General features: G+C 69.8%; 8 protein-coding genes and 1 riboswitch. Of the genes, 7 read left to right on the plus strand and 1 reads right to left on the minus strand.

Annotation, left to right across the window (positions count from 1 at the left end; all coding sequences use genetic code 11):
• Positions 1-191 precede the first annotated feature (191 nt).
• The 7 genes from FG154_RS13610 to FG154_RS21440 all read left to right on the plus strand — a co-directional run bounded on the left by FG154_RS13610 (position 192) and on the right by FG154_RS21440 (position 6636).
• Positions 192-1391, plus strand: coding sequence for a GTP-binding protein (locus tag FG154_RS13610; protein ID WP_145108883.1), 1200 nt, complete (start codon positions 192-194; stop codon positions 1389-1391).
• Positions 1388-1645, plus strand: coding sequence for a DUF6525 family protein (locus FG154_RS13615; RefSeq protein WP_145108886.1), 258 nt, complete (start codon positions 1388-1390; stop codon positions 1643-1645). Before FG154_RS13610 ends, FG154_RS13615 begins: the two co-directional genes overlap by 4 nt.
• 18 nt (positions 1646-1663) lie before the next feature.
• A riboswitch (cobalamin riboswitch) is annotated at positions 1664-1850 on the plus strand.
• Positions 1851-2038: 188 nt separating this feature from the next.
• A complete protein-coding gene (locus FG154_RS13620; RefSeq protein ID WP_145108889.1) occupies positions 2039-3541 on the plus strand; it encodes an ABC transporter substrate-binding protein in 1503 nt (500 codons plus the stop codon).
• Positions 3538-4482 (plus strand): ABC transporter permease, encoded by a 945-nt coding sequence (locus tag FG154_RS13625; RefSeq protein WP_145108892.1) that lies wholly within the window; start codon positions 3538-3540, stop codon positions 4480-4482. The genes FG154_RS13620 and FG154_RS13625 overlap by 4 nt, the downstream gene beginning before the upstream one ends.
• Positions 4479-5264, plus strand: a complete 786-nt coding sequence (locus FG154_RS13630; RefSeq protein WP_145108895.1) for an ABC transporter permease — start codon at positions 4479-4481, stop codon at positions 5262-5264. The genes FG154_RS13625 and FG154_RS13630 overlap by 4 nt, the downstream gene beginning before the upstream one ends.
• Positions 5261-5842: an ATP-binding cassette domain-containing protein gene (locus tag FG154_RS21435; protein WP_246100281.1), complete on the plus strand. Its 582-nt coding sequence runs from the start codon at positions 5261-5263 to the stop codon at positions 5840-5842. Before FG154_RS13630 ends, FG154_RS21435 begins: the two co-directional genes overlap by 4 nt.
• The gene (locus tag FG154_RS21440; protein WP_246100283.1) at positions 5797-6636 is read left to right on the plus strand and encodes an ATP-binding cassette domain-containing protein; all 840 of its coding nucleotides are present in this window, start codon (positions 5797-5799) and stop codon (positions 6634-6636) included. Before FG154_RS21435 ends, FG154_RS21440 begins: the two co-directional genes overlap by 46 nt.
• Before the next feature lie 675 nt (positions 6637-7311).
• Here FG154_RS21440 and FG154_RS13640 read toward each other — a convergent pair.
• Positions 7312-9144: a TniQ family protein gene (locus FG154_RS13640; RefSeq protein ID WP_145108898.1), complete on the minus strand. Its 1833-nt coding sequence runs from the start codon at positions 9142-9144 to the stop codon at positions 7312-7314.
• Positions 9145-9370: the final 226 nt, after the last annotated feature.

The following is a 9370-nucleotide window of genomic DNA, read 5'->3' on the forward strand; positions in this document are numbered from 1 at the left end:
AATGGCAAGGAAGCCGGGTTGAGGCCCTGCGTGCGGTCGTGTGTATGCCACGCTCCGGCTTGCTGCGTTGGCGCGGCAGATCCTCGTGCCGCACCGGGGCGAGGTCGGTCGTGGAGAATGCGTCCACTCGGCTTGCGAAGCGATATATTATAACATACGGTCCGCTCCACCCGACGCCAGAGGAGCCCGCGATGACCGACACCCGCCTGCCCGTAACCGTGCTTTCCGGCTTTCTCGGCGCCGGCAAGACCACGCTTCTGAACCACGTCCTGGCCAACCGCGAGGGGCTGCGCGTCGCCGTCATCGTCAACGACATGTCCGAGGTGAACATCGACGCCGACCTGATCCGCGCCGGCGGCAGCCTGTCGCGCGGCGAGGAACGGCTGGTAGAACTGACCAACGGCTGCATCTGCTGCACGCTACGCGACGACCTGCTGACCGAGGTGCGCCGACTGGCCGAGGAGGGGCGCTTCGACTACCTGCTGATCGAATCCACCGGCGTGTCCGAGCCGCTGCCCGTCGCCGCCACCTTCGAGTTCCGCGACGAGGAGGGACGGTCGCTCTCGGACATCGCGCGGCTCGACACGATGGTGACGGTGGTGGATGCGGCCAACCTCACCCGCGACTTCTCGGCGCAGCATTTCCTGAAGGACCGCGGCGAGGCGCTGGGGGACGAGGACGAGCGCAGCCTTGTCCAGCTTCTGACCGAGCAGATCGAGTTCGCCGACGTGATCGTGCTGAACAAGGTCTCGACCGCGACGCCCGAGCAACTCGCCAGCGCGCGGGCGATCCTGCGGGCGCTGAACGCCGATGCGGCGATCGTCGAGACCGACCACGGCCGCGTTCCGCCGCGCGCGATCATCGGCACCGGGCGCTTCAGCTTCGAGGCCGCCCACCGCCACCCGACCTGGGCGAAGGAGCTGTACGGGTTCGCCGACCATGTGCCGGAGGATGCGGAATACGGCATCACAAGCTTTGTCTGGCGGGCCGAACGCCCCTTCGACCCGGCGCGGATCGCCGAGTTCTTCGACACGCCGCTGCCCGGCGTGATCCGCGCCAAGGGGCATTTCTGGATCGCGACGCGCCCCGACTGGGCGGGCGAGTTTTCGGTCGCCGGGCCGTTGGTCGAGGTGAAGGGGCTCGGCCTCTGGTGGGCGGCGGTCCCCGAGGCGCACTGGCCGCCCGAGGCGCGCGAGCGGATGGCCGCGCGCATCGCCGGCGAGTTCGGCGACCGGCGGCAGGAGATGGTCTTCATCGGCATGCTGGGCGAGATGAACCGGGCGCGGATCTCGGCCATGCTCGAGCGCTGCCTTGTCCCCGAGACCCGTTTCGCGCCGGAGGTCTGGGAAGGTCTGGCCGACCCGTTCCCGCGCTGGGGCCGCGCGGCATGAGGCGCAACCTGCGAACCTCGCTGCGCACCCGTGCCCGCGAGCATCCGATGCTGGCGCACGACCGCCTGCCACCCGCCGCCCGGATCTGGGTGACGCAGGCGGTGCTGCCCTGGTCGGCCGCCTCGGTCCGGCGGATCTGGGCGCGGGCGCTGGCGCGATCCGGCAGCGAGGCGGCGGCGCTTGCGGCCCTTGCCGCGGCCGAGGCCGCCACCCTGGCCCGCGAGGCGCGCCACGGACCTTCCGCAGGTTGTTGACAGGCCCGGCACTTTCGCCCATCACAGGGGTGCTTTGGTTCCCGCGGCAGCACCGCGGGCTAAGAGGGAAGCCGGTGACAGGCCGGCGCTGCCCCCGCAACTGTAAGCGGCGAGCCTTGCTTCGACACCACTGGCCTCTGGCCGGGAAGGGAAGCCGGGCGCCCGAGCCGCAAGCCAGGAGACCTGCCAGGGCCACAGAGACGACCACGGGCGGAGGGCCCGGGGGACGTGGTGCCGCAGCGCCTGCACGCGCGCGGCCGACCGTTCCCCGCCCGCCGTTCCCACGACAGGAGAGCGGCCCGGTGCCCCGACAAGACCTTCCCCCTCCGCAGGCCCGCGCCTCGCCCGCGCGGCGCTGAGCCCCTATTCCCATACCCTCCAACGGAGTTCCCCATGCTGCGCCGCATGACCCTTGCCGCGTGCCTCGTCACGCTTTGCCCGCTGCCCACGCTCGCCCGCGACGGCATCTTCGACATTGCCGCGCCCTTCGAGATCAAGGGCCCCGACCCGTCGCTTTCGGGCGATATCTTCCTGAAGATGGATCTCGCCGAGACGCTGGTGAATGCCGACGCCGAGGGCCGGCTGCTGCCGGGTCTTGCCGACCGCTGGGATCTGTCCGACGACCGGCTGAGCTGGCGCTTTCACATCCGCCCGGGCGTGCTCTTCCATGACGGAACCGTGCTGACCGCCGAGGCCGCGGCAGAGGCGCTGCGGATCGCCCGCTCGCGCGAGGGGCTGCTGGCGAAGGCGCCGATCGCCGCAATCGAGGCCGAAGGCGACGCGGTGGTGATCGCGCTGACCGAACCCTTCGCGGCACTGCCCGCGTTCCTTGCCGAATACCGCTCGCAGATCCTTGCGCCCGCGGCCTATGGGCCGGACGGGCAGGCCACGGCGGTGATCGGCACCGGCGCCTTCCGGGTGACGCGGTTTGCGGCGCCCTCGACCATCGAGGCCGAGCGGTTCGAAGACTACTGGGGCGGCAAGGTCGCGCTGGAGCGCGTGACCTATCGCGCGGTGGGCCGGGCCGAGACGCGGGCGCTGATGGCCGAAAGCGGCGACGCGGATCTGGTGATCAATCTCGATCCCGCCTCGGTCACGCAGCTGCGCCGGGTGGATCGGGTCGAGGTGCTGTCGATCCCGCTGCCGCGGGTGTTGCTGCTGAAGCTGAACGCGGGCCATCCGTTCTTCGACACGCCCGAAGAGCGGCTCGCGCTGTCGCAGGCGATCGACCGGGCGGGGCTCGCGCAGGCGGTGCTGCGCTATCCGGCGGCGGCGGACCAGATGTTCCCGCCCTCGATGCCGGGCTGGCATGTCCAGGGGCTGGAGCCGCTGTCCCATGACCCCGAGGCCGCCCGCGCGGCCCTTGCCGCCCAGGGCTGGCAGCCCGGCCCGGATGGCGTGCTGGAGAAGGACGGCCAGCGGTTCGAGGTCGAGCTGGTGACCTATCCCGACCGGCCTGAGCTGCCGCTGACCGCGGCTGTCCTGCAGCAGATGTTCGCCGGGATCGGCGTCGCCGCCACGATCAATTCCACCAACTCGTCCGAGATCCCGGCGCGTCACGGGGCGGGCACGCTGCAGATGGGGCTGTTCGCGCGCAACTTCGCGCTGGTGCCCGATCCGGTCGGCACGCTGATGCAGGACTATGCGCCGGGCGGCGATTGGGGTGCGATGGGCTGGGACAATCCGGGCTTCACCGCCACCGTGCAGGCGCTGGCCCGCGGCGAGGGCGGCGATGCCGAGCGCGCCGGGCTGGTGGCGACGCTTCAGGACGAGCTGCCGGTGCTGCCGATCGCCTGGTATCAGCAGACCGCGGCGGTGGCGCGCGGGGTGACGGGGGCGGCGCTCGACCCCTATGAGCGCAGCTTCGGGCTGAAGACCATGGCTTTCTCCGAATGAGCGGGGCGCTGTCGCAACTGGGCTTCCGGCTGGCGCAGGCGCTTGGCGTCGCGCTGGTGGTGGGGCTTCTGTCCTTCCTGATGATGCAGGCGCTGCCGGGCGACGCCGCCTTCCGCATCGCCGCGGGGCGTTATGGCTATGATCTGGTCACGGCCGAGGCGGCCGCCGCGGTGCGGGCGGAACTCGGCCTGGATCGCGGGCCGCTGGCGGCCTTTCTCGGCTGGATGGCGGATCTGGCGCGGCTCAACCTCGGCACCTCGCTCGTGTCGGGCGAGCGGGTGAGCGACGAGATCGCGCATCAGCTGGGCGCGAGCCTGCAGCTGGCGGGGGCGGCCCTGGCGCTGTCGCTGCTCATCGGCCCGCCGCTCGGCCTCTGGGCCGGGCTTCATGCCGGCGGGGGGGTCGACCGGGCGCTGCTGGTGGCCTCGGCCGCCTTCCGCTCGGTGCCGCAGTTCCTGATGGGGCTGGTGCTGATCGTGGTGCTGGCGGTGCAGTTCCGGCTGCTGCCGGCGGCTGGCCACGGGGCGCCCGCGCATTTCGTGCTGCCGGCGCTGACGCTGGCCTTGGGGCTGGCCGCCGCCTCGGCCCGGATCACGCGCGATGCGATGGCCCGGATCGAGGCCAGCCCGCATTATGCCTTTGCCCGCTGGAAGGGGCTGTCGGAGCGACAGGTGCTCTGGCGACACGGGCTGCGCAACGTGGCGGCGCCGGTGCTGACCTTCCTCGGCATGCAGTTCGTGACGCTGGCCGAGGGCGTCGTCGTGGTCGAGACGATCTTCGGCTGGCCCGGCATCGGCCACGCGCTGATCCACGCGGTCTTTCACCGCGACGTGCCGATGGTGCAGGGAACCGCGCTGGTGATGGGGCTGGGCTTCGTGCTGGTCAATGCGCTGACCGACGTGGCCGTTCGCCGGATCGACCCGCGGGGGGTGGGGCAATGAGCGCCGTTCGGATGGGGCCGCTGATCGGCTGGGGGATCCTTGCGCTGGTGCTGGCCTTTGCCGCACTCGCGCCGCTGGCCGATGCCGTGGGTCCGCTGCGCCAGAACCTGATGCGCGTGCTGGCGGGGCCGGACGCGCTGGCGCCCTTCGGCTACGACCATCTGGGGCGGTCGATGATGGCGCGGCTGGCGCACGGGCTGCGGCTGTCGCTGACGATCGCACTGGCCGCGGCGGCGACGGCGGCGGCGGTGGGGATCGCGCTTGGCACGCTGGCCGCCTGGCGCGGCGGCTGGATCGACCGCGCGCTGACGCTGGTGGCGGATTCGGTGCTGGCGCTGCCCGCGCTGCTGATGGTGCTGATGATGGGGGTGATCCTGCCCTCGACGCCGCTGGCCTTCTGGGCGGGGCTGGCCGCGGTGCAGTGGATCGAGTTCTTCCGCCTGACCCGCGCCGCCAGCCGCAGCCTTGTCGGCTCGCCCGCGGTCGAGGCGGCGCGGCTGCAGGGGATGTCCACGCTCTGGATCTTCCGCCGCATCCTCTGGCCCGAGATCGGGCCGATGCTCCGCACCGCCATGGCCTTCTCGGTGGCGACCGCCATCGCGGCCATCGCGGCGCTTGGCTTCGTGTCAGTCGGCGTCCGCGCCCCCACGCCCGAGTTGGGGCTGATGATGGTCGAGCTGCTGCCCGCCTGGCGCGAGGCGCCCTGGGCGCTGGCCCAGCCGGTCGCCGCCTGTTTCCTCACCCTGCTTGCCCTGAACCTGATCGCCGGAGACCGCCGATGACCCTGCTTCTGACCGCCGAACGCCTCGCCGTCCACGGCCCCGGGGGGGTGCTGGTCGAGCCGCTGGACCTGAGCCTTCGGGCGGGCCGCGCGCTGACGATCCTGGGCGAGAGCGGCTCGGGGAAAAGTCTGGCCGCGCAGGCTCTTCTCGGCACCCTGCCGCGGGGGTTGCGCGCGTCGGGCGCGCTGGCTCTGGGGCCGGACCGCTTTGATCCGGCCCGTCCCGCCGGGCAGCGCGCGCTCTGGGGCCGGCGGATCGCGGTGCTCCCGCAGGAGCCGTGGCTGGCTCTCGATCCGCTGATGCGGGCGGGCGCGCAGGTGGCCGAGGTTCACGCGCTGGTCGGCGCCGCGGCCGATCCCGCGGCGCGCACGGCAGGCGATCTTGGCCGGCTGGGGCTGGCCCATGCGGCGGCAAACTGGCCGTGGCAGATGTCGGGGGGCATGGCGCAGCGGCTGGCCTTCGCCGCGGCGCGGGCGGGCGGCGCGCCGGTGACGGTGGCCGACGAGCCGACGAAGGGCCTCGACGCGGCGAGGTGCTGGCGCTCTTGCGGCAGGGGCTGGCGGACGGCGGCGGGCTGATCTGCATCACCCACGATCTGGAACTGGCGTCCGGGCTTGGGGGCGAGATCCTCGTCATGCGCGGCGGCACGGTGGTCGAGCGCGGTCCGGCCGGGCGCCTGCTGTCCGACCCGCAGCACCCCTACACTCGCGCGCTGATCGCGGCCAACCCCGCGCACTGGCCCCGTCCCGTGCCGCGCCCGGCCGGCGCCGCCATCCTGAGGGCCGAGGGGCTGGCGCTGTCGCGCGGAGGGCGGCGCCTGTTCTCGGACCTGAACCTGACGCTCGCCCCGGGCGAGGTGGTGGGGATCGAGGGGCCCTCGGGCTGCGGCAAGTCCTCGCTGGGCAATGTGCTGCTGGGGCTGCTGGCCCCCGATCGGGGCACGGTCTGGCGCGATCCGGCCGCGCCGCGCTTCGGCTGGCAGAAGATCTGGCAGGACCCGCCCGCCGCCTTCCCGCCGCGCCTTGCGCTGGGGCAGGGGCTGAAGGATCTGGCCCGACGCCACCGGATCGACCCCGCGCAAATTCCGCCGCTGCTCGACCGGTTGAACCTGCGCCCCGCGCTGCTGGAGCGCACCCCGGCCGAAGTCTCGGGCGGCGAGCTGCAGCGGCTGGCGATCCTGCGGGCGCTGCTGCTCGATCCGGTGATGCTGTTCGCCGACGAGCCGACCTCGCGTCTCGATCCGGTGACGCAGGCCGAGGCGGTGCGGCTGCTGGCCGACCTCGCGCGGGCCGAGGGATTGGCGCTGCTCTTCGTCAGCCACGACCGCGCGCTGCTCGCCGCCATCTGCGACCGCATCCTGACCCTGCGATGAGCGCAAGGCAAGGCGGCTGCCTGTCGGTCGGCTCAGCCAAGGTTGCCAGACGCGGAGTCGCTAGCAACGACGGCTTTCCGGCCTTCGCCGAAACCGCCATGCTGCCAATGCAAAGGGCAGCCAACCGCCCTTCGCGTCGGGCTTGCGGACCATGCTGTGTCGGCATGGCTGTCGCATGGGGCTGACCTCGCAGATTCCCCATGGCTTGTGGAGCGGCTGTCTTCCCGTTGCTTGACAGAGAGCCACGCTTGACCTGTTGCCCATAATCCGGATGCCGTAGAGGCATCGGCTGGATGGGGCACAGTGTGACTGACCCGTCGGCAAGAAGCCCCGGCGACTCGTGCTGCCATGGCAAGCTCAGCCGCGGGGACGTATTGCCAGCGCAGCACATCGGGCGGCTGAGGCTACAATGGCCAACTTATGCCGAACGAGAATGGCCATCTTCCCCGGAAAATGGCCAACTTTTCCCGCATTCAATACATCGAGATCTGACGAAGGGGCGGAATAACTTCCATTGGGCTCGACCTAAGCCATTGTTTTTATTTGATTCTGCCATTCCGGCGGCGGACTAAAACTTCCATTCCTTCGGCCGGATATATTCCATCGACGGATCCGGTGTGCGGTCAATGAAAAAGGCCGCCCGGGCGGGCGGCCTTGGAGGAAGTCGTGTAGAGTTCAGATCTCGGATCGTCGGTACATCTGGGCGTTCAGCACATTTCTCGGTGCGATCGGTTCGATGCCTCGGCTCGCGAGACGCTGCCGCATCAGTTTTGACGAAATGCCTGCCTGGCGCGCCGCATCCTTGAGATGAATGTATCGGTCGGAAAACCGCGCGAGCTCGCGCGCGTCAAAATAGCGTTGTTCCCTGCCTGCCGAGTTGCGTGCCGGGATGTAAGGGATGAACGGCTTGCCATCATGATCTTCGTTCTGCACGAGGTACGTCAGCCCGCTGGTCATCACGCCGAGGAGGCGAGCGGCGGCCGCCTGATTGAGGCCGTCGGCAGTCTCCTCGAGACGGGTCTTCGCGCGCACCTCCATCGGATCGACCAGCACTGAGAGAAACTTCAGATCGGCTCCCAGCACCTCAACGCGCGCGAGGGCGCCGGCGAGCACGAGTTTCACGATGTCGAGCGCAGGCCAGCGAGCGGCACTCGAGGCCGCCACGATGTCCATCATTCCGGCTCCGGGCGCATCGACCGGAACGCCTGCGGCGCGCAACCGGTGCAGGAAGTCGTCGACCTCGGCGAGCGGCACGTTCGACAGCATCCCCGTCTGCTTGCCATCCTGGTTCACGATCCGGGGCAGTACCCCATCGCGCACCAGATCCTGCGCCTGAGTTCTGTTGCACCCGAGATACTTCGGCAGCTGGGTGGTCGAGATTGAGTTCCGGATGCGCCCGGCAAGATCTTCTCCCGTCTTTGCATCGAATGACGAGCGGCCGTCGACCACATCCGGGTCACCCGAAAGTACTCCGGTAATAATGAGCGCGCGGTTCAAGGTCCGGGGATGAAGACCGGTTTCCGCGGCAAGGCTTCCGATGCTGTGTCGTCGACGCTCTACCACCGGAACTCCGAGGAGCTTCTTTCCCGCCTCCACCGCAAAATGATCAAGAATGTAGTCGCGAACCAGATCCTCGATTGACCCGGCTGGCTTCGCGTAAGGGCGGAACTGTAGCCATTTGTACAGCGACCCGAAGACCTGCTGGGGCCCGCCTTCCTTCCTGGTTTGCAGGAAGCGCGCGTGCAGAAGCTGCAGTGCCTCGGCGACGCCTTCCGTGCCGCGGGCTGTGTACGCGTACCCGGTACGGCCAGCCCTGTCCCAGTCGTCCTCGCTCAGGCCGTTCGCCGCGAAGTCGGTACCGTACTCCAGGCAGGAGCCGAGCATTTCGCTGGCACGGGCGCCATAGTCGATCTGCTGTCCGTCGAGCCAGGCTGGACCCGCCGCGCCGAGCAGGCGCTCCGTCACGTAACGCTGGAGAGGAGACACGTCGCGGCGAGGCAATGTCGGCAGGATCTGCTCGAGATCTTCGTCCGGTTCGGCGACCGTTTCCATATCGAGAAATCCGCCCACCGACAATGCGGCCGACGGACGCCGGATCATCGCGATGCCATGCCGAGGACAGGTGCGGGAGGTCCGGAACAGCCACATCAACCGTCCGACGCGCTGCCCCCGCGTTGCTGCGTCGGCGCGATCCTCGAGCAAGCAGGCGGGGCAGAAGGTTGCCGTATCGCGGATGGCGAATTCCGAGTGGAACTGCTCGGCGCCGAACGTGTACATCCTGTCGCCCGCGCTGCCGATGGTGCCTGCGGAAAGCCGCTCCTCCGGCAGGCCCGTCATCGTTGAGAGCCGGCTGAGAGCATCCTCGGCTCCTTCGACCACCGCGCGCCGACGAAGCTGGATCAGTTCCAGGAATTGCAGAGGTGAGCGCGTCGTGTGAAAGCGACCGACGCGGCCGGTATAGGACATGAGCGTCTCGCCCTCGATCATCGGCAGCACGGGTACCAGCATCTGGGGATCTCCTTCGTGGCGGGTGTGGCGAGCCCGCTCGCCAATGAGTCAACGGTTCCGGGCGGATCGACCGGAGAGGCTGTTCTGCGCCCGAAGGCGCGCGGAGACCGACCGGGACCAGCGGATTTTCAATCTCCGCTGCCCTTTCGGAAGGACAGCTGCGAAGTATCGTGTGTTTCGGCGTGCAATTTTGACCCCCCAGGCGGGGTGATCGGCGTCCAATTTT

The organism is Cereibacter sediminicola, from assembly GCF_007668225.1.
In the GTDB taxonomy this organism is placed as follows: Bacteria; Pseudomonadota; Alphaproteobacteria; order Rhodobacterales; family Rhodobacteraceae; genus Cereibacter_A; species Cereibacter_A azotoformans.

Excerpts from the sequence above, each read along its gene's own strand:
- FG154_RS13610 (WP_145108883.1), top strand. The coding sequence starts at position 192 with ATGACCGACACCCGCCTGCCCGTAACCGTGCTTTCCGGCTTTCTCGGC.
- FG154_RS13615 (WP_145108886.1), top strand. The coding sequence starts at position 1,388 with ATGAGGCGCAACCTGCGAACCTCGCTGCGCACCCGTGCCCGCGAGCAT.
- FG154_RS13620 (WP_145108889.1), top strand. The coding sequence starts at position 2,039 with ATGCTGCGCCGCATGACCCTTGCCGCGTGCCTCGTCACGCTTTGCCCG.
- FG154_RS13625 (WP_145108892.1), top strand. The coding sequence starts at position 3,538 with ATGAGCGGGGCGCTGTCGCAACTGGGCTTCCGGCTGGCGCAGGCGCTT.
- FG154_RS13630 (WP_145108895.1), top strand. The coding sequence starts at position 4,479 with ATGAGCGCCGTTCGGATGGGGCCGCTGATCGGCTGGGGGATCCTTGCG.
- FG154_RS21435 (WP_246100281.1), top strand. The coding sequence starts at position 5,261 with ATGACCCTGCTTCTGACCGCCGAACGCCTCGCCGTCCACGGCCCCGGG.
- FG154_RS13640 (WP_145108898.1), bottom strand. The coding sequence starts at position 9,144 with ATGCTGGTACCCGTGCTGCCGATGATCGAGGGCGAGACGCTCATGTCC.